The sequence below is a fragment of the Paraburkholderia sp. RL18-085-BIA-A genome, from assembly GCF_046027075.1.
Taxonomy (GTDB): domain Bacteria; phylum Pseudomonadota; class Gammaproteobacteria; order Burkholderiales; family Burkholderiaceae; genus Paraburkholderia.
Map to the genome: position 1 here is coordinate 1 of NZ_JARESU010000093.1, position 22,059 is coordinate 22,059.

A 22,059-nucleotide genomic window follows, 5' to 3' on the forward strand; every position below is an offset into this window, starting at 1 on the left:
CGACGTGCATCCCGAGTTCGTCGAGCGCTGCATGCAGGAGATTCACGTGCTCGACGTGAATTAGCACACGCTCGACATGTTCGCCGCGAAAGACAAGAAAACGCTGCTTGCACATCTGCCCGACGTGTTCCGCGACGACATGCGCTCGCATTTCCGCGAGCAGCTGATCGATCTGTGGGACGGCAAGCTGTTCCAGCATCGCGAAGTGCTCAACTATCCGCTCGACGGCGGCGAGGTGCACGTGCACCTGCAATCCTCCGTGCTGCCCGGCCATGAGCGCGATTAGGACCTGGTGCTGGTGGCGCACACCGACATCACGGCGCGCAAGAAGGCCGAGGCCTACCTGGAGTTCCTCGGCAAGCATGACGTGCTGACCAAGCTGCGCAACCGCTCGTTTTATGTGGATGAGCTGAACCGGCTCGAACGCAAGGGTCCGTGGCCGGTGACGATCATCATGGCCGACTTTAACGGCCTGAAGCGCGTGAACGACCAGCTCGGCCACGCCGCCGGCGACGCGCTGCTGCGGCGCGCGGGCGAAGTCCTCGCGAAGGCGATGGAAACGCCGTTTCACGCGGCGCGCATTGGCGGCGACGAGTTCGCGATCCTGATGCCGGACACCGACGAGCGCGGCGGCGCCGCGATGGTCGATGCGATCCGGCAATTGGTGGAGATGAACAATCAGTTTTACCCGGGTTCGCCGCTGAGTTTTTCGATGGGCGCGGCGACGTGCCAGCGCGGCGACCGGCTAGAAGCGGGCGTGCAGCGCGCCGATCTGTTGATGTACGACGAAAAACGCACGCACTACGCGAACCAGCCAGCGGCGGATGCGGGCGGAAATTGAAGGCGACCGAACGTCGAGAAGTGCTGAAAGGCGCTACAGGCCCGCGCGGCGTGGCTGCAATGCCGCGCGCTGTCAGCACACTGCAAACCCATTCACCCGCTCGATCAGCCCGGCAACTTCGCCGCCAACACATCCACCTTGTTGATGCTCGGCGGCGACGCGAGCAGCTCGCCGGCCTTCGCCATCAACGCGGCCGCGACCTTGCCGTTCAGATGCGCGTCGCGCCCGGCTTCATCGTCGAACGCGTCGAAAATGCCGAAGCTGGACGGCCCCAGCTTCAGCGCAAACCACGCGGCGGTGGCCGGCTCCTGCTCCACGAGCGGCAGGCCGCCGAGCAGGAAAGCCTCGACCTCCTGCTCCTTGCCGGGTTTGGCTTCGAGATGAACATACAGAGCGAGTTTGACCATGACACGACTCCCGATGTGAGACGCAGACAGTGGATACGCTTTGCGAGCCTTCGCAAAACGCGGCGAATCAGCCGGGGCCGCTTCGCCGTCAAACGAGTATAGGCCGCGCTTCACTGCGGGCGCAGTTCGTGGTGCGCATCGGCACGAGGAAAGCGCAATTCGAAGCGCACCACCCCTCGCGCCGGACACACCACGCGCGCCGTGCCGCCATGCAGATGCATGATCGCCTTGACGATCGCGAGCCCCAGTCCGCTCGATTCGGTGAACGCGCTGCGCGCCGCGTCCGCGCGATAAAAGCGGTCGAACAGCCGGTTCAGTTGCGCTTCGGGAATCGGCTCGCCGTCGTTTTCGACCGCCACGGTCGCGCCCTCTGCGTCCTGCGTGCCGCGCAAACGCACGACCGTGTCGCTCGCGCCATAGCGCACCGCGTTGACCACCAGGTTGTTGATCGCGCGGCGGCACAGCAGTGGATTGACCGAGGCGGTGCCTTCGGCTTCGACTTCGAAGCGCATTCCGCGTTCGTCGGCGGGGCCTTCGAAATAGTCAGCGATCCTGATGAGTTCCGCACGCAGATCGACCGGCTCGCGCTCGACAGACAACGCTGCGTGATCCGCATGGGCCAGAAACAGAATGTTCTCCGCGATATGGCTCAGGCGACTCAGCTCTTCGAGGTTCGATTCGAGCAACTGCTGATATTCGTCAGGTTCGCGCGGTTTGGCGAGCGTCACCTGGGTCTGCCCGATCAGCGCGCCGACGGGCGTGCGAATCTCATGCGCGAGATCGGCGGCAAACTGCGAGAGCCGCTGATAGCCGTCGGCGAGACGGTCGAGCATCGCGTTGAATGCGTGTGTGAGCTGCCGCAATTCGACTGGCGCCGCGTCGCTGTCGAGCCGCACGGACAGGCTCGCCGGGCTGATCTGCGCGGCCCGCGCGGCAATCGTGCGCACCGGCAACAACGCCCGGCGCAGCACGTACCCGGCGAGCAAAGTGGCGGCCAGCATGCCGGTCAGCGTCGCCAGCAAGATGCGGTTGCGGTACTCGGCCAGCATCCGCACTTCCTGCGTCATCGGGTGGCCGGCGATCACTTCGACCTCGCTGCCGTCTTCACGCGCTCGCGCGGTGGCGATCGCCCAATGCACCGGCACGCCGTCCGGCAACCGCGTCTGATGAATGTCGGCCAGACTCGGCGGGCGGTCCACGGTGCCGACAGGCAACGGAGGCACTTCTACGTTCGCCGGGTTCACATCGACGAACGGCGCTTCGCCGGGCCGGCGAAACAGCAACACGTCCTGCTCCGCGCCGAGCATGGTTTCGAACAGCAGCGGCCGCTTCTTTAACTCGCTAACCGAATAAAGATCGCTCACGATCCGGCTGAAATGCTCGACGCGGCCCGCGAGCACGACATCGGCGCGGCGTTGCAGCGACACTTGCGCGGAATGGTAAAAGTACGCGCCGAGCGTGCCGATCACCACGCACGCGATCAACGCGAACAGCACCGTGGTGCGCGCGGTCAGCGAGCGTTCGGTCCAGAGTTTCATGCGCCGTCGCCGAACGTGTAGCCGATGCTGCGCACCGTATGGATCAGCTTCTTTTCGAACGGATGATCGACCTTGGCGCGCAGCCGCTTGATCGCGACGTCGACCACGTTGGTGTCGCTGTCGAAGTTCATGTCCCACACTTCCGACGCGATCTGCGAACGCGAGAGCGCCTCGCCCTGCCGGCGCACCAGCAGATGCAGCAGCATGAACTCCTTGTTGGTCAGCGGAATCTCGACGCCTTCGCGCGTCACCTTGCGGCGCAGCACGTCGAGCTTGAGGTCGGCGACCTCGAACACGTCGCTCTCGCGAATCACGCCACGGCGCAACAGCGTGCGAATGCGCAGCACCAGTTCGGTAAACGAAAACGGCTTGACGAGATAATCGTCCGCGCCGAGTTCGAGGCCGCGAATGCGGTCGCGGACCTGATCGCGCGCGGTCAGGAAAATCACCGGCAGATCGCGCCGCGCGCGCAACGCACGCATGATTTCCCATCCGTCGATGCCGGGCAGCATCACGTCCAGCACCACGAGGTCGTACGCGTGTTCGAGCGCCATGTGCAGGCCGTCCGTGCCGGTACGCGCGAGATCGACTGCATAGCCGCTCTCGCGCAAGCCCTTCTTCAGGTAGTCGCCGGTTTTCGGATCGTCTTCGATGACGAGGATGCTCATGGTGCTCGGTGCTCCAACGCAGGATTCGGCCCCAAGTGCGGCTGAGGCCGTGATTCGGCGGCGCAGTCCGGCGCGCGTAGCTACGCGGGACCTCGCCATCGCGATCATTTTACGTGGCGCCGCCGCGCCGTTCATGACGTTTTTGTCATCCGTCTGTCACTCTGCCGAGCCGGTTGGCCGCTAATCTGTCCCTATCGTTCACCACTCCGGAGCAGATTCATGAAGATCGTTTCCGCGCAGGCATTACGCGCACTCGTCGCCCCCGCACTCACCGCTGCGTTGCTCGTGACAACAGTTGCGGCTCATGCTCAAAACGCCGCGCCCACCGGCGTGCGCGGCACGGTGACCTCGCTCACCGGCGATCTGCTGAAGGTCCACACGCGCGACGGCAAGGATGTCGACGTGAAGCTCGCGGCCAACACGCCGATTCGCGGCGTCACGCTCGCCAACGTGAACGACATCAAGCCGGACAGCTACGTCGGCACCGCCGCGATCCCGCAGGCCGACGGCACGCTGAAGGCACTCGAAGTGCACGTGTTCCCGGCCAGCATGCGCGGCTCCGGCGAAGGCCATCGTCCGTGGGATCTCGGTGCGAACAGCTCGATGACCAACGGCACGGTCGGCTCGCTCGTGGTCAGCAACGGCCGCACGATCACCGTGAAGTACAAGGACGGCGAGAAGAAGGTCCTGATTCCGCAGGACGTGCCTATCGTCAGTCTGGAACCGGGCGACCGCTCGTTGCTGGTGCCGGGCGCGAAGGTCGTGCTGTTCGCGCACAAGGAAGCGGACGGCTCGATGGCGGCGAACTTCATCTCGGCCGGCGAGCATGGTGTCACGCCGCCGATGTAAAGCGGCGCTTTAGTCAGTCTTTGCCCGATCATTCGAACGGCCGCGTTGCGTCATAACGCGGCCTTCCACTTCCCGTTCGCCCCGCCCTCCTCGCTCATGTCCAAACCGCAAGCGCGCCTGCTCGTTCACCCGCTCGTCGTCCGCGTGACGCATTGGATCAACGCGTTCGCGATGGTCTGCATGGTGATGAGCGGCTGGGCGATCTACAACGCGTCGCCCTTCTTTCCGTTCAGATTCCCGGCGTGGGCGACCGTCGGAGGCTGGCTTGGCGGCTCGATTGCGTGGCATTTCGCGGCGATGTGGCTGCTCTGCGCGAACGGGCTGCTGTATCTGGCCTATGGCATCGGGAGCGGGCATTTCCGGCGCAAGCTGTTGCCGGTCCATCCACGCGATATCGCGCACGATGCGGCGTTAGCGCTGCGCTTGCGCCTGCCGCACGATACCGGCAAATACAACGCGGTGCAGCGCGCGCTGTATCTGTTCGTGCTGTGCGCCGGCGTGCTGCTGGTCGCGTCGGGACTGTCCATCTGGAAGCCGGTGCAATTCTGGTGGCTGACCGCGCTATTCGGCGGCTTCGATTTCGCGCGACGCGTGCACTTCATCGCGATGGCGGGCGTGGTCGGCTTTGTCGTCGTGCATCTGGCGCTGGTACTGCTGGTGCCGCGCACGTTGCCGCCGATGCTCACGGGGCGCGCCCGCCGCGCCGCGCATGAAGGGAGTCAGGCATGAGCGCATCAAAACCCGCTGCCACACGCAAGACGCGGATCGTACTCGCCGATCATCAGCCGCAAATCGAGCGGCTGCAACGGCGCCTCTTTCTGCGCTCGTCGCTCTCGATCGGCGCGCTCGCGATGCTCTCCGGTTGCAACATGCAGGACAACGACTCCGTCGACAAGGTGCTGTGGGCGATGTCGCGCTGGAACGATCGCGTGCAGGGCTGGCTGTTCGACCGCAACCGGCTCGCGCCGACCTATTCGGCCCGCGAAATCACCGACCCGTTTCCGTTCAACGCGTTCTATCCGGAATTCGACGCGCCGGATATCGACGGCTCGACGTATCAATTGGAAGTGTCGGGGCTCGTATCGGACAAGCGCAGTTGGAACCTCGACCAGCTGCGCGCGTTGCCGCAAGCATCGCAGATCACGCGCCACATCTGCATCGAAGGATGGAGTGCGATCGGCCAATGGCGCGGCGTGCCGTTTCGCACGTTCCTCGAACGCATCGGCGCCGATCTGACTGCGCGCTATGTCGGCTTCAAATGCGCGGACCGCTATTACTCGAGCCTCGATATGGCGACGGCGCTGCATCCGCAAACGCAGTTGACGCTCGATTTCGGCAACGCGCCACTGCCCGCGAAGTATGGCTATCCGCTCAAGCTGCGCGTGCCGACCAAACTCGGCTTCAAGAACCCCAAACATATCGCCGCGATCTTCGTCACCAATACGAATCCCGGCGGCTATTGGGAAGATCAGGGATACAACTGGTTCAGCGGCTTATAGCGGTTCGCAAGCCGCCGTCTTGCGTTCGACACGCCTAAACGGCAGTCACGTAACGCGCCACCGGCTTCTGCACGCGCGGCGGCGGCGCGTCGTAGACGGAGCGCATGCGTTTGACTTCGTCGACCGGACTGAGGCCGAACAAACGCTTGAACTCGCGGCTGAATTGCGACGCGCTCTCGTAACCGACGCGCGCCGCCGCCGCGCCCGCATTCAAACCGTCCTGCACCATCAGCAAACGCGCGTGATGCAAGCGCGTGGTTTTCACGTATTGCATCGGCGAAGTCGCCGTGACGGCCTTGAACTGCGCATGAAACACTGCGAGGCTCATACCCGCTTCTGCGGCAAGCGTATCGACGTCGAGTTCGCCGTGGTAGTCGGCATGAATGCGGCGCAACGCTTTCGCAATCCGGCCGAAATGATTCTGATGCGTGAGCGCCGCGCGAATCGCATCGCCCTGCTCGCCCGTCAGCACGCGATAACAGATCTCGCGCACCACGCCGGGCGCGAGAATGCGCGCGTCGAGCGGCGAAGCCAACGCGTCCATCAGACGCTGCACCGCGTTGCACAGCGCCGGGTCGAGCGGCGTCGAGTAGATGCCGACCGGCTCCTTCTGCGCGGCACCCTGCGTTTCGTTCAGCGCCATCAGCAATTCGGCGACCATGGTCAGGTCGACACGCACGGAGATCGCGAGGAACGGCTTCTCCGAACTCGCCTCGGTCTCGCATTCGAACGGCAGCGGCACCGACAGCACGAGGTACTGCTGCGCGTCGTACTGGAACACCTGATCGCCGAGAAAGCCGCGCTTGCGGCCCTGGCAGACAATCACGATGCTCGGCTCGTACATCACCGGCATGCGCGGCATCGGACGATTTGCGCGCATCAGGTTGACGCCTTCCAGACTCGAACGCGTGATGCCTGGAGCGGGAGCGAGTACATCGAACAATTCGATCACACGCTGCTGCGCGAGATCGGTCGTGGTGGGTTCAGCGGGGCGGGTCGACATGACGGTATAGTGACGGCCAGGAGAATAATGCTTGAAATTTAGCACCAAACCGCCTGTCGCGCTTCTCGCCAGGAGTTTTAGGCAAATCTTCAAGACATTCAGGTATTCCCGTACTCGCCGCCCGCTCCTATCATGGGAACCCTGCCGGATCGACTTTTTTCCGCGCTGCGCTGGCCCGGTTGCCCATTCAACGCTTCGACGAATTCGCCAACATCGCATCAACCACCGCCAGCGCCATGATCCCGGTTCATGCCAGGCTTCGCCGCATCGGCAACACGCGTTGCCCATCGCGGGCGCCTTACACCATCACCCTCTTTGCTGGAGCTACCCATGAGCACGACTTATGCCTATGCAGCGACCGCCGCTACCGCGCCGCTCGCCCCGTTCGAAATCCAGCGCCGTGAACTGCGCGCCAACGACGTGCAGATGGAAGTTCTGTTTTGCGGCGTCTGCCATTCCGATCTGCATCAGGCGCGCAATGAATGGAAGAACACAGTGTTTCCGGTGGTACCGGGTCACGAGATCGTCGGCCGTGTGACCGCGGTCGGTGCGGACGTGACGAAGTACAAGGCAGGCGACCTGGTCGGCGTCGGCTGTCTGGTCGATTCGTGCCGCACGTGCGCGAGTTGCGAGGAAGGTCTGGAGCAGTACTGCGAAAACGGTTTTGTCGGCACGTATAACGGTGTCGATCGCGTTGACGGTCAGATCACTTACGGCGGCTATTCCACGCAGCTCGTCGTGGACGAAGCGTTCACGCTGCGCGTGCCGGACAATCTCGACCCGGCCGGTGTCGCGCCGCTCTTGTGCGCGGGCATCACCACGTATTCGCCGCTGCGCACGTGGGGCGCGGGTCCTGGCAAGAAGGTCGGAATTGTCGGCCTCGGCGGACTCGGTCACATGGGTGTGAAGCTCGCGCGCGCGATGGGCGCGCATGTGGTGCTGTTCACCACGTCCCCGTCGAAGATCGAGGATGCGAAGCGGCTTGGCGCGCACGAGGTGGTGATTTCGAAGAATCCAGAAGAGATGGAAGCCCATCTGAACAGCTTCGATCTCATTGTGAACACCGTGGCCGCGCCACATGACCTGAATCCGTTTCTGAATCTGCTCACGCGCGATGGGACGATGACGCTGGTCGGCGCGCCGGAGCACGATCATCCGTCGCCACAGGTGTTCAATCTGATTATGAAGCGCCGGCGTCTGGCCGGGTCGCTGATTGGCGGGATTGCGGAGACGCAGGAAATGCTGGATTTCTGCGGTGAGCACGGGATTACTTCCGATATTGAAGTGATTCCGATGCAAGGGATTAATGAGGCTTATGAGCGGATGCTGAAGAGTGATGTTAAGTATCGGTTTGTGATTGATCTGGATTCCTTGCGGAAGTAAGTGGTTTTTTTGCCCGCGCAGCGGATTGGTTTTTTTGCGCCTGCGGCGCGGGCTTCTGTTGGGATTTTTTGTTTGCTGTACTCGCGTTGCGTTTTTTGGTTGTGCTCTTGAGGTGTTGGCCTTTCCTTGAGTTCACGGTGGTCTATTAGCGTTGCCCCTGTGCGGGGCGGCACTTACTTTCTTTGCTGCTGCAAAGAAAGTAAGCAAAGAAAGCGGGCTCAAACCGCTAACTCATAAGCGGGTCCCCTGGCTTGGAGGGGGTAGTGGTGCATCTGGAATCTGTGCGCTCGCACATTCCGCGTTAGTGACAAAGCCGTCATCCCTCCCACTCCGCACTGCGTGCGTCGCGGCCGGGCATGCAACGGAAACCCGTTGATGATTCGTTGTACAGCGGGCATCGGCTTCGCCTCGGCGAGGCCCCGAATAAGACCAATGATTTTATGAAGTACCGCGTCGGCGTGCGTAGCGCCGCCGGAGGTATGACTGCCTTGTCACTGACGCTGAATGCGCAATGACACAGATTCCAGATGCGCCACTGCCCCCTCCAAGCCAGGGGACCCGCTTAAGTGTTAGCGGTTTGAAGCCGCTTTCTTTGCTTACTTTCTTTGCGGCATGCAAAGAAAGTAAGTGCCGCCCCGCACAGGGGCAACGCTAATAGACCACCGCGAATTCAAGGAAAAGCCAACACCACAAGAACACACCCAAAGCACCACGCAGGCAAAAACCAAAACCCAAAACCCTACCTCGACTGGAGTTTGCACCGTGATTGACAGAATAACTGCAATGCGCACATTCATCCGAATCGTGGACACCAACAGCTTCACCCGCGCAGCGGAGTCGCTAAACATCCCGCGCGCGACGGCGACCACCATCGTGCAGAATCTGGAAGCCCTGCTCGGTACGCCGCTCCTCGCCCGCACCACGCGGCGTCTGAGCGTCACGCCCGAAGGCGCGGCCTACTACGAACGCTGCGCACAAATTCTCGCCGACATCGACGAAATGGAAGCCAGCATTCGTTACGCAACCGACAACCTGACCGGTCGTCTGCGCATCGAAATGCCGGGCGCCGTGGCAAGCGGCATCGTCCTGCCTGCACTCGACGACTTTCACGCCCGTTACCCGAACCTCGATCTGGCGATCGGCGTGAGCAACCGCACAGTCGATCTGATCTCCGAAGCAATCGACTGCAGCATCCAGCTCGGCGAATTGCCCGATTCGAATCTGGTCGCGCGGCAACTCGGCACGATCGAACACGTGACCTGCGCAAGCCCGGCCTATCTGTCTCGCTACGGCACGCCCGTCGCGCTCGACGATCTGCGCGGACACGTCGCGGTCAATTGCATGTCGCCGCATAACGGCCGCGAAGTGGACTTCGATTTCGAAGTGGACGGCGAAGCGCAAAACGTCAAGGTCGAAGGCTTCGTCAAGGTCAGCGACGAGCAGGCGTATCTCACCTGCGGACTGCAAGGCCTCGGACTGATTCAGCCCGCGCGGATCGCCGCGCAGCCCTACCTCGATTCAGGGCTGCTGCTCGAAGTACTGCCGCAATGGAAGCCCGTGCCGATGCCGGTTTCGGTCGCCTACGTCAAGAACCGCCGCGTGTCGCCGCGAGTGCGCGCCTTCGTCGACTGGCTGGCGGAGTTGTTCGAAAAAACGGAGCAGGTCGATCAGGATCTCTCGCGTGTGCGTCAATTGTTGCGCGGCCTGCATCCGGCCTGAGGCCGGTTGTATGCAGGCGCGCAACGCGCTGCGTCGCGTCAGTTCGGTAGCGTGACCGGCACCGGCCGAGTCAACAGATCCACGTAGAAATTGAAAAAGCTGGGATTGTCGAAGCGTTTGACGATCGTCATCTTCTGCAAACCCGCCGGCGGCGAACTCGTATAACCGGTTGCCTGGCCGTCATGGGCGCCGAAGCTCATATCCACGTCCACCCACTCGTCCACGGTCTGCGTCGCGAACGAAGGATGCATCAGATACGCGAGCGTCAGCGTGTCCCAGATGTTCGTCGTATAGTTCGGGTTCGTCTCGAAGCCGTTCTTGCCGTCAAAACCATAGCCGTTCAACGTCTTGAACAGTTGCGTGATGATGGTCTGCTTCGTGGGGTCGTGCGCGACCCGGTCGTAAAGCGTCTTATCCATCTGCACGGTGTCCGTCACGTCGAGCGGAATCACCACCTGTTTGATCGGCAGATGCAGCACGGCCTTTGCCGCTTCCGGATCGAACCACCAATTGAATTCCGCGGTCGGCGTGGTGTTGCCCGGCACGTCGATTGCACCGCCCATGTAGATGATCTGTTTGATGAGCGGCACGATCTCCGGATGCTGGCGAGTGGCGAGTGCAATGTTGGTCAGCGGCCCGATGGCGAGAATCGTCACTTCGCCCGGATACTGCTTCACTGAATCGACGATGAAATCGACCGCGCTCCTGCTCTGCACTTTGGTGTGCGTCGCGAAGCCGTCCGGCGGCGCGACGAGGTCGCTGTCCGAGGTCGGCTCGGGGGTGCTCCAAGCGCCGAGATAACCGTCGCCGCCGGGGAATTGCTTCAGCTCGGCCTGAATCGTCGTGAAGTCGTGGGACAACGCGTAATTGGCGCCCGCATACACGCCGATCTGTTTTTCGACGCCGAGACGCTCGACCGATTTCAACGCGTCAGACACGCCCTGCTTCAACCATTGATTGCCGGACACCACCGTAATACCCAGTACTTTCAGCGAGCCTTGTGCCTGCAATTGCGCGGCCATCACGCCGAGTTGGCCGTCGTCGCTCAGCGTGTTGTAGTCGCTGTCGATAATCACTTTGGGTGGGTTGGCAGCGGTGAGGTTATCTCCGCCGCATGCCGGAATGGCCAGAACGGCCGCGACGATTGTCATGCACTTCAATGCCACGAGAACTCGCCTCATTGATGTCTCCGTTTTTATCTCGCCGTGCCACGCGAGTAAGGAAGGTCATCATAGACAAAAACCTGTTGAAATCAAATCGTCATGCCTGATGGGTCATTCATGGAATCAGCTTGCGGCGGCGGAGATTATCGAAGATGCCGACAAACATCGTCCCAGTATCGATGAATTCGTGAAACCCAAAGCGCCGCGCCTTCGAACCGTCACCGAACATGTCGTAATTCCACGAGAAAACGAAATCGGCAAACCGCCATGACGAGACGTCCTGATATGCAACCGGCTGCAAGCCGTGCTTCTGCGTCATCGCATTCCACAACGGCGCCTTGTCGGCCATGATCGTCTCCAGCGACATGGGCAGGGGCGGCGCCACTTCGAGCTCGAAATAACGGGCGATCTTCGGCCACATGTCGTTCCAGCGGAACAGGTCGCCATTGCCGATGTTGAACGCCTGATTCGCGGCGCGCGGCTCGGTCGCGGCCCACACCGTCGCGCGTGCGAGCAGTCCGGCATCGGTCATTTCCAACAGCTTGTCGTACGCGCCCGGTTTGCCCGGAAAGCGCAACGGCAAGCCGAGTTCTTTCGACATCGATGCATACACGGCAATTGCCAGCGCCAGATTCATCGGATTGCCGAGCGCGAATCCACCCACCACTGCCGGGCGAAGCGCCGACCAGCTCCAGTGCTGGCCCGCCTGGCGCGTTTCGAGAAAGCGCTGCTGATCGAACATGAACTCCGGCGGCATGAAGTGCGCGTCGTCCTCGCGCGCCGGTGTTTTGAACGGACCAAGATGACCGCCGTAGACCTTGAAGCCCTGCATCAGGCTCACGTGCTGCAAATCAGGCGCTACTGGTTCGATCGCATCGAGCGTGTTGACGAGCATGGCCAGGTTAGGCGGCACCAGCTCAGCCCAGCTCGGGCGGTCCTGGTAAGCCGCGTAGAACACACGCGTGACGTGATCGAGACCACGCAGTTTTGCCCGTGCGTCGGCCGGGTCGAGCAGATCGGCCGCGATGTATCGCACCCGTTGCCGGTCCGCGCCGCCGCGTCGCGCGAGGCCGATCACGTCCCAATCGTCGCGCGTGGCAAGATGCTCGACCAGACTGCGCCCGATCACCCCCTGCGCGCCCACCACCAAAGCCACCTTCTTCGCTGCGTTCATTGCGGAACTCCGATCGTTGATTCGTTACGACCGCGCATGTCGTCCATGCCGTTCGGTAACCCAAAGATATCGGCACAACCGCGCTTTCGGTAGACTGCCCGCTGGCACATCACCTGTGAATTGAACTCACGATGGCACGTTTGGACGTGAACCGTTCCGGCGAACTCGAAGTGTTCGTGCGCGCCGTCGAACTAGGCGGTTTTTCGGCGGCGGCGCGCGCGCTGGGGATGACGCCGTCGGCGGTCAGCAAACTGGTAGCGCGCCTCGAAGCCCGCCTGGGCGCCCGTCTTCTCAACCGCTCCACCCGCAATCTGCAACTCACTCCCGAGGGCTGCGTGTTCTATGAGCGCGGCGTGCGCGTGCTTGCCGAACTCGACGAAACCGAGCGCGGTGCGGCCATCGGCGCCACGCCGCGCGGCCGTTTGCGCGTGCATGCGAACGTGCCGCTCGGCCGGCACTATCTGCTGCCGCTCGCACCCGCGTTTCTCGACGCGCATCCCGACATCACGCTAGATATCGTGCTGACCGATCAGGTCGTGGACTTGCTGGAGCAGCGTACCGATGTCGCGATTCGCAGCGGCTCACTAAAGGACTCGCAACTAGTGGCACGCAAGCTGGGCGACGCCAGCATGGTGATCGTGGGCGCGCCAGCTTATCTCGCGCGCCGCGGCACACCACGGACTCCTGCGGACCTGGACGCGCACAACCGGCTCGGCTTCGGCTTCGCGAGAACGCTCAACGGTTGGCCGCTACTCGATGCGCAACACACGAGGATCGAGGTGCCCGTGGCGGGGAACGCGCTCGCGGGCGACGGCGAGACGCTGCGCCAACTGGCGCTGGCCGGCGTGGGACTCGCACGGCTCGCCGAGTTTCAGGTGCGTGACGATGTAGCCGCCGGACGCCTCGTCGTGCTGCTCGACGCGTTCAATCCCGGCGACACGGAACCGGTCAACGCGCTCTATCTCGGCCAGGGCGGTCATCTCCCCGCACGCGTGCGCGCATTGCTGGATTTTCTGGCGGAGCGCATGCGTGTCGATTGATACGCATCGCTAACGACTGCGCCGCAACAGGGCGAAGCCCGTTGCGGCATCAGTCATCGCCGTAAGAAGCGCGGCTTGCGACTCGTTATTGCGACTCTTCGGCCCATACGGCATTCTCGCGGGCCATCAACGCGGTCGATGCCGCCGGCCCGAAGGTGCCCGACGTGTACCCGCGCGGCCGCTCGCCCGATTTGGACCAGCCTGCCAGAATCGGCTCGGCCCACGCCCATGCGGCTTCCAGTTCGTCGCGGCGCATGAAGTGCGTGAGACGCCCGCGGATCACATCGATCAGCAAACGCTCGTACGCTTCCGCGCGGCGCTCGGTGAAGGCCTGCTGCAAATCCAGATTCAGATTCACCGGCAGCATGTGCATGCCGCTGCCCGGCTCCTTCGCGAGCATCTGCAACTGGATCGATTCTTCCGGCTGCAGCTGGATCACCAGACGGTTGCCATAGTTGCGCCCGCCGTTCGGAAAGATCGAGAACGGCAGTTCGGAGAACTCGATGACGATCTCCGACACCTTCTTCTGCATCCGCTTGCCGGTGCGCAGGTAAAACGGCACGTTGGCCCAGCGCCAGTTGTTGATATGCGCGCGCAGCGCGACGAACGTTTCGGCGCGGCTGCCCGCCGGCACATTGTCTTCTTCGAGGTAGCCCGGCACCGCCTCGCCGTCCACGGCGCCCGCGGTGTACTGGCCGCGCACGGTGTCGCGAGTGATGTCCTCGGGCGTCATGGGACGCAGTGAGCGCAGCACCTTGAGCTTTTCGTCTCGGACCGCGTCCGGATCGAGCGACACCGGCGGCTCCATCGCGACGATGCACAGCAATTGCAGCAAGTGGTTCTGCACCATGTCGCGCAGCGCGCCGGTCTTGTCATAGAAGCCCGCGCGACTGCCCACGCCGACCGTTTCCGCGACCGTGATCTGCACGCGTTGGATATACGGCGCCTGCCACAGCGGGCCGAAAATCGGATTGCCGAAGCGCAGCACCATCAGGTTCTGCACGGTTTCCTTGCCGAGGTAGTGGTCGATCCGGTAGATCTGCGCTTCGCTGAAGTGCTTGCCGACTGCCGTGTTGATCTCCTGGGCGGAGGCCAGATCGTGGCCCAGCGGCTTTTCGAGCACGACGCGCGAATTGGCGTCGACGAGCCCCGCCGATGCCAGGTGATCGCAGATGTGCGTGAACAGATCCGGCGAGGTCGCGAGATAGAACACGCGGCGCACGCCCTCGCGCGATACGCTCTTCAGACGCTGGTAGTCGTCGGCCGTATCGACATCCATGCGCACGTATTCGAACAGCGCGAGAAATTTGTCCCATGCGACCGCGTCGAACGCTTTCTTTTCGATGAAGGGCTTGGCCTTCTGCTCCATGAATTCGGCGATGTACTCGTCACGCGACCAGGGCTTGCGGCCGATCGTGAGAATACGGGTCTCGGGCGGCAGATTGCAGTGCAGATGCGCCATGTACAGCGCGGGCAGCAGCTTGCGGAACGACAGGTCGCCGGTGCCGCCGAAGATGATCATGTCGAGCGGCAGGTCGGGTGTGGCTGAAGCGTGTTGGGTCGTCATAGCGCGGTCGCAGCGTCGTGATGGAGGAGGCATCGGTCAAGGGGACAGAAAAAGCGTGGGCGACATGCCCCGCGCCGGCGGACCGGCCTTTTTCCGGCAAATGCCTATGGTGCAACGTTTTGAGATAGTTTGCACGGCAACATCTGCCCCAGGTTGGCGCAAGATGCCAACAGGCGGTGGCAAGGGGCTGTTTTTATGGAGGTTTTGCGCCATTCGCACAGCGCTGCCCTCCCCTAGTGTCTTCAGCCCGCCGACAACGCCGCGCGCGCCACCCGGCACGCCGCCAGATCCCACGCCGCGCAGCCGACAGTTTTGAACACCACCGGCGTCGCCGTCGGTAACAGCGCCGCGGTTTCCAACACCCCGGCAATCCCGCCCACCTTCGCCCAATCCACGCCGGCCTGGATAAAGTCGCCAGCCTCGTGCTTCGCGCCGGCCGGGTCGTCGACGAAAAGCGAGCTGGCGCCGAGGGTGCGCGCGCCGATCTCGGCCATCGCCGGCGTGAAGGCGCCTACTCCGATGACAAGCCGCCCGGCACGCGCCGCTTCGTCGTAGACGGGCTGTTTGCTGGTGGTCAGCGCGATCACTACATCGGTCGAGTCGGGAATCGTCGCGCCCGCGACCGGTTGCAGGTCATGCGCGCTGCCGCGATGCGCGGCGCAAAACGCCTCGGCCCGCGCGGGCGAACTGCCCTTCACCCGCACGCGCGCGTCGGGGAACAGTTCGCCGATCGCCTGCAGATGGTTGAGCGCCTGCGTGCCCGTGCCGATCAGCAGAAATTCGCGCGGCGCGCTCGCGGCGAAAGTCGCGACGCCCAGCATCGACATCGCCGCGGTACGGCGGCCCGTCACGGTCGGCCCGTCGAGGACGAACAGCGTCTCGCCAGTATCGACGTCGAAGGCCATGACCTGGCCGTGGATCGTCGGCAGATTGCGCGCGCGGTTGCTCGCGCACACGTTGACGAGCTTGTGGATCGCGAGGTCCGCCGCGGTGGCCGGCATCGACAGCATGATGCCGCCCGCGTTGAGCGGCACGACGAGCCGTTCGGGACTCACGATGCGCTGCTCGGCATAGTCGATGCACGCGCGCTTCAGCGCGTCCACGAGGGTCGCATACGGAATCAGCCGCGCGGTCGCGGCGGCGTCGAAAATCTGCATGGTCGGGCGGGTCATGAGCGGGGTCGTTCCAATCCTGGTGCGGGGTGGGTTCGGATTCGGCGCATTGCGGACACCCGGTCGGTGGGCCGCGTGCGCGCGGGCTGAAGTGTGGATGAGTCGCGCGCGACTCATCGCAGACACTGCATCACCGTAACCGACCACGGCGACGATGACCAGTCACACCGAAAATGCCCGCGGTTTTACGATTGAGTGCCCGATTGGACTCGCGGCTGAGGGAGCGCGGCCGGTCGGGGGCACCTCGCGGCCGGTCGGGACGAAGCTCAGCGAGCGCGAGAACGCGCGGCGCTCACGCTGCGATCAAGCCCGCAAGCCAAGCCACGCATCACAGCCCCGATCAACCCGCGATTCGAGCCACGCACAACACCTGCGCGCCGCGCTTGCGTCAATGCGCAAACTCCTCACCCCATCCGTCACTGCGACGCGGGCTTATCATCGCCTTTCTTGCCGCCTTTGAACATCGCGCGACAGGCGGGGCTCAGTTCGTCGATGTGCTGCTTCATGCAGGCGGTGATCTTGTCTTCGTTGGGAATATCGGCTGCGCAGAAATGCATCGCGTCGCCGCGACAGGCTTTGGCCTGGTCATCTCGGCTTGCGGCGTTCGACGAGGCGGCGGCGCCAAGAGTGAAAAGGCTGGCAGCAAGCAGGCAGTAGGTTCGTTTCATGTCGGTTCCGATTTCGCAAAAGACGACGAACACACTGAAGCAGAAAACGGGCCCGATCACTGTGCGAGGCGCGCCGATCTGGCGGGTAACACGTTGCCCGACTCTGCCCGATCGTTGCCCGACAACTCGCCGGACGCCGCACCGGCTACCCCGCACGCGCCGCGCCTAACGGACAATCCGGCGCAGCACCATCCCGCGCCCCGCATAGAAGCGAGCCATCGTGACGAACGGCAGGTACACGTCGGCCTGATGCGGCGCGATGCCCGATGGATTATGAAACCATACGCCGTTGCGATCGCGTCCGTGCAGCAGAATCAGATGGCCGCCCTGGCGCTGATTCGGCCGGTCGGGATAGCGGATCTCCGGACTCACCGAGACGATCGCCAGCGTATCGGCGGCGAGCCGCGCGGCGATCTCTTCGAGCGGCGCCTTCGGCAGCACCACGACCCGCACTCCAAACGTGCCGCCCACCCAGTCGGCAAACGGCCGGTAGATCAGGCCGTCGACGCCGCCGTCCTCGCGCATCCGGTACACGCCATGCCGCAGTGCTTCGTCGAGCAGCGCGTCGCGCGGCGCGTGCCCGATGCGCCAGTAGTCGAGCGCGGATTCGAGGCAGGTCAGGCCGCACAGGCGTTTGGCCCAGAAACGGTAGCGCTGCGGGTCGACGAAGCCGCTGCGCTGCCAGTGCGGATCGTCGCACGGGTCGCCTTGCCGTTCGACGATGTGCCGAACCCATTCGGGGCTGCCCCATTGCGTGTAATACGGAACGTCGGCGTGGCGGACTGTCGGTTCGTGCATTGAGTTCATTGGACGTGCGTCAGGATGAGGGACATGTTCACAGCATGCTGCGCGGCCGTTGCATCGTGCCGCCGAAGAAGCGCTGCAAACGGAACGCCGACAGATCGAGCGACGCCTCGCCGCCGTCGTTCATTTCGGCGAGCAGCTTGCCGACGATCGGCCCCATTGCGAAACCGTGGCCGCAAAAGCCGGTGGCGATCGTCAGGCCGCGCACCTGTGGCGGCGCATCGATCACTGGAATGCCGTCCGGCAGCACGTCGATCAGGCCGGCCCACGATTCGACCACCTGAGCGTCTTTCAAGGCGGGGAACAGCGCGCGCAGTTTTTTCAGTGCGCGCGGCGCGTGACCCACGTTGGGCCGCGGATGCGGATCACGCGGATGCAACACGCGCTCGCCGGCCGGCACGACGCCCGGCAGGCGCTCGCGCAGATCGCGCAGACACGCTCCATTCAGATGGAAGCTGAACTTCTCGCGCTGCTTCCACAACTCGGGCAAAAACTACTTGAGCGCGCGGAAATGGCCGAGCGTCATGTCGACGTCGACCTGCATGTCGTCGGCCAGATTGATGGCGCCGTTCGCGCGCTGGCGCACCCCGAGGCCGTGGCCCCAGAAGGTGGACGCGGTGATGCGCGGCAGCGGGTTGGTGCGCATGCAGGTGCCGCGCACCGCCTGCTGCGGCAGTTCGAGCCCGAGCGTGTCGAGCAGCCGCCAACTGCTGGCGCCCGCCACGCAAATGAAGCGCGAGGTGCGCAGCGTGCCGCGCTCGGTGACTACGCCGGCAATCGCGCCGCCCGCCCGTTCCACGCCGAGCACGCCGCAGCCTTCGAAAAACAGCGCGCCGGCTTCGGCTGCCCGCGCCGCGAAAGCGGCCGCCACCCGGCGTGGCTCGGCCTGGCCGTCGCTTGGGGTATAGAGGCCGCCGAGCGCCGGGCCTTGCATGCCGGTCACGACCGTGTCGATCTGCTTGCGATCGAGCGTGCGCGTGTCGAGCCCGTACTGGCGCGCAACGTCCATCCATTGCTGGAACGAAGTCCAGTCCTCTTCATCGGACGCTACGTAGAGGCAGCCGCCCTGACGCCATTCCAGATCGAAATTCAACTCGCTTTCGAGTTCTTTCCATAGCGGGATGCTGGCCATCATCAGCGGCACTTCGGCGGCTTCGCGGCCCTGCTGGCGCACGAAACCCCACGCCCGCGACGACTGCTGCCCGGCGATCCGCGATTTGTCGAGCACCACCACCGACAGGCCGCGGCGCGCCAGATAATAGGCGGCCGCGCAGCCCATGATGCCGGCGCCCGCGATCACCACGTCGGCTCGACTCGGGAATGGTTGATCGGCGGAGGTGAAGCTTGCGTGCAGCGGGTAAGTCGTGGTCATCGGGCGGATCGGTTTTAAGTGTGGGCATAATCTTCGCAGGCACCCGCGTTGTCCGCAATGCCGCCGCAGCGGGCGCAGCGGACCGGGAGGGACCGGGGTGGTGCGGGCGGTACATCGAATGCCGGCGCGTGAACGACATTTATGCGCCACACAGATATTTGCAAAATATTCGTCTAGCAGATATTCACAAAATATTCGCGAGACGAATATTTGACAAATATTCGTGAGACGCATAAATTGCATTTATTCGTCTCACAGATAATCCGCCATGCTCCACCTCATCGCCACACCAGATCAGATGGCCCAGCTGCTCGCCGCCAGCCGGCGGCAAGCCGGCCTTACGCAGGCCGAGGCCGCCGCGCGCATCGGCGTCAGCCAGAGCCGCATTTCCGCACTGGAAACCGATGCCGAGCCCCTCACGCTCACCCAGCTGCTGGCGCTGTGCGGCATCTACGGCCTGCAACTGCAATTGCGCGACAGGAGCGAGCCGGTGCCCGAGCCGGCACCCGGCGTCGAGTGGTGATCATGGCCCGGCAAACCCATTCACGGGCGCTTTCGGTGTGGGCCAACGGTGAACGCGTCGGCGTCTGGCGCCTGCCCGTGCGCGGCCCGATGGAATTCGCCTACGATCCCGCGTGGGTCGCGTCGCCCGCGGGCCGGCCGCTGTCGCTGTCGCTGCCGTTCACGCCGGGCAACATGGCGCAGAAAGGGCCGCGCGTACTCAACTATTTTGACAACCTGCTGCCCGACAGCGAAGCGATCAGAAAGCGCATCGCCCAGCGCTACCAGACCGAAACGCTCGACGCGTTCGACCTGCTGCAAGCCATCGGCCGCGATTGCGTGGGCGCCGTCCAGTTGCTCGCGGAAGACGACGCGCCGACCGGCGTCAACCGCATCGAGGGGACGCCGCTTTCAGACGACGAGATCGAAGCCCTGCTGGCGCGCACGGTCAGCAGTCCGGCGCTCGGCGCGCCCGACGAAAGCGACGACTTCCGCATCTCGCTCGCCGGCGCGCAGGAGAAAACCGCGCTGCTGTGGCACGACGGCAAATGGCAGCGGCCGCATGGCGCCACGCCCACCACGCATATTTTCAAGCTGCCGCTCGGTCTTGTTGGCAACAAGCTCGCCGATCTCAGCACGTCGGTCGAAAACGAGTGGCTGTGTCTACGCATTCTGCGCGCCTATGGCTTGCCAGTCGCGAACTCGGAGATCGTCACGTTCGGCAAGCAGCGCGTGTTGAGTGTGGAGCGCTTCGACCGGCAAATGCATTCGAGCGGGCAATGGCTGTTGCGCCTGCCGCAGGAAGACTTCTGCCAGGTGTACGGCGTGCCGTCGCATCGCAAATACGAAAACGAAGGCGGCCCCGGCGTGCTCGACCTGGCGCGGATTCTCCAGCAATCGGTCGCGGCGCGGCAGGACATCGAAACGCTGCTGGCAAGCCAGATCCTGTTCTGGATGCTGGCGGCGCCGGACGGCCACGCGAAGAACTTCAGCATCCGCCTGCTGGCGGGCGGCCAGTTCCGCCTGACGCCGCTTTACGACGTGATGTCGATCTGGCCGGTGGAGGGCAACGGCCCCAATCAGTGGTCATGGTTCAAGGCCAGACTCGCAATGGGCATGTGGTCACGCAGCAAGCACGATGCGTTTCGCGACGTGCAGCGGCGCCACTTCAACACGATGGCGCTGAAATGCTCGTATGGCGGGCACGCCGAGCCGTTGATCCAGCGGCTGATCGATGAAACGCCAGACGTGATCACGCGGGTCTCGGCGGAATTGCCCGAGCGCTTTCCGGGCAAGGTCGCCGAACGGATTTTCAAAGGACTGAAAAGCTCGGCGGCCAGGCTCGAAAAAATGCCGGCGGCGTAGCCTCATGCAGGCGGCGGCGCGGGTTGCGCGCGGGCGATCCAGCGCCACGTGCCGCGCCGGACATCCAGCAACCGCACCCGCCGAACGCATTTCCTTACAGATATTCACCGTTTCACCGGTAAAATACTTTTTATGCCAAACAGATAAAAATCGGTGGAATGTCGGTTGTTCTCTTGCACTCATCGCCCCAGCGGTGGTCCTACAAAAATACAAATCGCGATCATTTTTGCGGTACGTTTGTGGTCCCCCAGCAAAGCCGGTCGACATGCATCGACGATGCATGGTCGCGCTGCGCGTGCCGTATCGCACTCCCCCAGCACACTTTAAGACGGTGGATTCTCACGCAGTATGGCCAACGAAACAAACTCACCTGACTCAATCGCAGTTGCCGAGCGCGTGCGCGAGTTGATGAGCCGGCACGGAATCGGCAAGCGCCAGCAAACCACCGAGCTTTGCCGCATCCTCGATCTGAGTTTTTCACAGGGGCACCGCAAGCTGCGCGGCAACAGTCCGTGGACGTTGTCACAGATCAAGAAAGTCGCCGAGGTGTTCGGTGAACCCGCCGCCCAGCTGTTCGGCGCGCAGTCGCTCGATCCGGGCATGGTCGGCGCGATCGCCCAGGAAGCCGTGTTCTGCATCGGCGCGGTCGAACTGGCGTGCACCGCCTGGATCGGCGCCGCGCTCGAACCGGGCAGCCGCCCGGAATTCGTCGCGTATTCGAAGCTCGGCCAGTGGCGCGTGGCGCGTCACGACGGCACGCTCTACCAGAGCGCGTACGAGGTCCACAAGATCGAGATTTATCCGCGCCGCGCCGAGACCGACAAGCCGACCATCGCCGTGGTCGACGACGATCAGGCGAGCGCCGACAACCTGCGCGACTATCTGGAGCGCAGCGGTTTCGCGGCGGTGGCGATCTATGGCCTCACGGCTTTCGCGGAACAACTGCAAACCCAGGTTTTCGACGGCGTCGTGATCGATTGGTTGTTCGGCGCGCAGACTTCGGCGGCCGCGATTCAGGCGGTGCGCGCGTCGGAGAATCCGGACGCACCGATTTTCGTGCTGACCGGCGAATTGCTGACCGGCAAGGCCAGCGAATCGGAGATCAGCCAGGTGATCCGCAATTACGACGTCGCGTGCTATGAAAAGCCCGCGCGCATGGCGATCCTTGTCGCCGATCTGTCCAAGCGGCTGAACCGGCCGTAACGCTGGTCACAACAGCGTCGGTCGAAGCCGCGCCGCAACGCGACTGAAGGTGCGTGCCCGGGTTGATACCCACTTTCACTCCCGCACTCCGCGCTTCACACGCACAAAACGCCCCAGCCGCAC

General features: G+C 63.5%; 19 protein-coding genes and 2 pseudogenes. 10 read left to right on the forward strand and 11 right to left on the reverse strand.

The annotated features are described in order from the left end of the window. A pseudogene (locus P0D89_RS37205) lies at positions 1-841 on the forward strand (GGDEF domain-containing protein); the annotation flags it as partial. 104 nt (positions 842-945) lie between these two features. On the opposite strand, the gene P0D89_RS37210 reads toward P0D89_RS37205, so the two are convergent. The 3 genes from P0D89_RS37210 to P0D89_RS37220 form a co-directional block, all read right to left on the reverse strand. Then, positions 946-1,248 carry a putative quinol monooxygenase gene (locus P0D89_RS37210; protein ID WP_408363531.1) on the reverse strand — a complete coding sequence of 101 codons (303 nt, stop codon included), beginning with the start codon at positions 1,246-1,248 and terminating at the stop codon, positions 946-948. Positions 1,249-1,358: 110 nt separating this feature from the next. Further along, positions 1,359-2,786 carry a heavy metal sensor histidine kinase gene (locus P0D89_RS37215; protein ID WP_408363533.1) on the reverse strand — a complete coding sequence of 476 codons (1,428 nt, stop codon included), beginning with the start codon at positions 2,784-2,786 and terminating at the stop codon, positions 1,359-1,361. Further along, positions 2,783-3,454 (reverse strand): heavy metal response regulator transcription factor, encoded by a 672-nt coding sequence (locus tag P0D89_RS37220; protein WP_408363535.1) that lies wholly within the window; start codon positions 3,452-3,454, stop codon positions 2,783-2,785. Before P0D89_RS37220 ends, P0D89_RS37215 begins: the two co-directional genes overlap by 4 nt. Before the next feature lie 219 nt (positions 3,455-3,673). On the opposite strand from P0D89_RS37220, the gene P0D89_RS37225 reads away from it, so the two are divergent. The 3 genes from P0D89_RS37225 (at position 3,674) to P0D89_RS37235 (ending at position 5,802) form a co-directional block, all read left to right on the forward strand. After that, on the forward strand, positions 3,674-4,303 hold the full coding sequence (locus P0D89_RS37225) for a hypothetical protein (protein WP_408363537.1): 630 nt from the start codon (positions 3,674-3,676) through the stop codon (positions 4,301-4,303). Positions 4,304-4,399: 96 nt separating this feature from the next. Further along, complete coding sequence (locus tag P0D89_RS37230; RefSeq protein ID WP_408363539.1) at positions 4,400-5,032, forward strand: cytochrome b/b6 domain-containing protein; 633 nt, start codon at positions 4,400-4,402, stop codon at positions 5,030-5,032. Next, the gene (locus P0D89_RS37235) at positions 5,029-5,802 is read left to right on the forward strand and encodes a molybdopterin-dependent oxidoreductase (RefSeq protein ID WP_408363541.1); all 774 of its coding nucleotides are present in this window, start codon (positions 5,029-5,031) and stop codon (positions 5,800-5,802) included. The genes P0D89_RS37230 and P0D89_RS37235 overlap by 4 nt, the downstream gene beginning before the upstream one ends. Positions 5,803-5,836: 34 nt before the next feature. Here P0D89_RS37235 and P0D89_RS37240 read toward each other — a convergent pair whose 3' ends face one another. Next, on the reverse strand, positions 5,837-6,805 hold the full coding sequence (locus P0D89_RS37240; protein ID WP_408363543.1) for an AraC family transcriptional regulator: 969 nt from the start codon (positions 6,803-6,805) through the stop codon (positions 5,837-5,839). Positions 6,806-7,135: 330 nt separating this feature from the next. Between P0D89_RS37240 and P0D89_RS37245 the strand changes: the two genes are divergently transcribed. Together P0D89_RS37245 and P0D89_RS37250 are read left to right on the forward strand one after the other, a co-directional pair. Then, positions 7,136-8,188 carry an NAD(P)-dependent alcohol dehydrogenase gene (locus P0D89_RS37245; protein ID WP_408363545.1) on the forward strand — a complete coding sequence of 351 codons (1,053 nt, stop codon included), beginning with the start codon at positions 7,136-7,138 and terminating at the stop codon, positions 8,186-8,188. Positions 8,189-8,950: 762 nt separating this feature from the next. Next, positions 8,951-9,907: a LysR family transcriptional regulator gene (locus P0D89_RS37250; protein ID WP_408358714.1), complete on the forward strand. Its 957-nt coding sequence runs from the start codon at positions 8,951-8,953 to the stop codon at positions 9,905-9,907. 38 nt (positions 9,908-9,945) lie between these two features. On the opposite strand, the gene P0D89_RS37255 is transcribed toward P0D89_RS37250, so the two are convergent. Together P0D89_RS37255 and P0D89_RS37260 are read right to left on the reverse strand one after the other, a co-directional pair. Continuing rightward, entirely contained in the window at positions 9,946-11,088 is a 1,143-nt protein-coding gene (locus tag P0D89_RS37255; RefSeq protein WP_408358716.1) for a nucleoside hydrolase, read from the reverse strand. 97 nt (positions 11,089-11,185) lie between these two features. Next, complete coding sequence (locus P0D89_RS37260) at positions 11,186-12,244, reverse strand: SDR family oxidoreductase (protein WP_408358718.1); 1,059 nt, start codon at positions 12,242-12,244, stop codon at positions 11,186-11,188. 131 nt (positions 12,245-12,375) lie between these two features. On the opposite strand from P0D89_RS37260, the gene P0D89_RS37265 reads away from it, so the two are divergent. Next, positions 12,376-13,284: a LysR family transcriptional regulator gene (locus P0D89_RS37265; RefSeq protein WP_408378021.1), complete on the forward strand. Its 909-nt coding sequence runs from the start codon at positions 12,376-12,378 to the stop codon at positions 13,282-13,284. A gap of 85 nt (positions 13,285-13,369) precedes the next feature. On the opposite strand, the gene zwf is transcribed toward P0D89_RS37265, so the two are convergent. The 5 genes and pseudogenes from zwf to P0D89_RS37290 form a co-directional block, all read right to left on the reverse strand. After that, entirely contained in the window at positions 13,370-14,851 is a 1,482-nt protein-coding gene (zwf, locus tag P0D89_RS37270; RefSeq protein WP_408358722.1) for a glucose-6-phosphate dehydrogenase, read from the reverse strand. A gap of 242 nt (positions 14,852-15,093) precedes the next feature. Continuing rightward, complete coding sequence (lhpI, locus tag P0D89_RS37275) at positions 15,094-16,023, reverse strand: bifunctional Delta(1)-pyrroline-2-carboxylate/Delta(1)-piperideine-2-carboxylate reductase (protein ID WP_408358724.1); 930 nt, start codon at positions 16,021-16,023, stop codon at positions 15,094-15,096. A gap of 416 nt (positions 16,024-16,439) precedes the next feature. Further along, the gene (locus tag P0D89_RS37280) at positions 16,440-16,691 is read right to left on the reverse strand and encodes a hypothetical protein (protein WP_408358909.1); all 252 of its coding nucleotides are present in this window, start codon (positions 16,689-16,691) and stop codon (positions 16,440-16,442) included. Between the two features lie 165 nt (positions 16,692-16,856). After that, on the reverse strand, positions 16,857-17,489 hold the full coding sequence (locus tag P0D89_RS37285) for a cysteine peptidase family C39 domain-containing protein (RefSeq protein WP_408358911.1): 633 nt from the start codon (positions 17,487-17,489) through the stop codon (positions 16,857-16,859). A 37-nt stretch (positions 17,490-17,526) separates the two neighbouring features. After that, positions 17,527-18,867 (reverse strand): annotated as a pseudogene (locus P0D89_RS37290) (NAD(P)/FAD-dependent oxidoreductase). Between the two features lie 268 nt (positions 18,868-19,135). On the opposite strand from P0D89_RS37290, the gene P0D89_RS37295 reads away from it, so the two are divergent. From P0D89_RS37295 to P0D89_RS37305, 3 genes are all read left to right on the forward strand, one after another. Further along, a complete protein-coding gene (locus tag P0D89_RS37295; RefSeq protein WP_408358725.1) occupies positions 19,136-19,390 on the forward strand; it encodes a helix-turn-helix domain-containing protein in 255 nt (84 codons plus the stop codon). 2 nt (positions 19,391-19,392) lie between these two features. Next, positions 19,393-20,733: a type II toxin-antitoxin system HipA family toxin gene (locus P0D89_RS37300; protein WP_408358727.1), complete on the forward strand. Its 1,341-nt coding sequence runs from the start codon at positions 19,393-19,395 to the stop codon at positions 20,731-20,733. 348 nt (positions 20,734-21,081) lie between these two features. After that, positions 21,082-21,936: a helix-turn-helix domain-containing protein gene (locus P0D89_RS37305; protein ID WP_408358729.1), complete on the forward strand. Its 855-nt coding sequence runs from the start codon at positions 21,082-21,084 to the stop codon at positions 21,934-21,936. Positions 21,937-22,059 lie beyond the last annotated feature (123 nt).